Source organism: Xenorhabdus yunnanensis (assembly GCF_028598805.1).
Classification (GTDB): Bacteria; Pseudomonadota; Gammaproteobacteria; order Enterobacterales; family Enterobacteriaceae; genus Xenorhabdus; species Xenorhabdus yunnanensis.
In genome coordinates, this window is record NZ_JAQRFI010000397.1 from 1 (window position 1) to 202 (window position 202).

At 47.0% G+C, this 202-nt stretch carries 1 pseudogene; it reads left to right on the forward strand.

Annotation, left to right across the window (positions count from 1 at the left end):
* A pseudogene (locus PSI23_RS22735) lies at positions 1-202 on the forward strand (site-specific DNA-methyltransferase); the annotation flags it as partial.

A 202-nucleotide genomic window follows, 5' to 3' on the forward strand; every position in this document is an offset into this window, starting at 1 on the left:
CGATGATTCTGACGAGCGCTATAACTTCATCTGGCAGGGTAAGGCTCGCGCGCGTCAAATAGCTCAGACTCCATCAACCGGCACACTACGACCATGCAAGGAAGAGAGTGTTAACTGGGATACCACAGGGAACCTCTTTATTGAAGGCGACAACCTTGAAGTGCTTAAGTTGCTGCAAAAGTCTTATCACAAAAAGATAAAG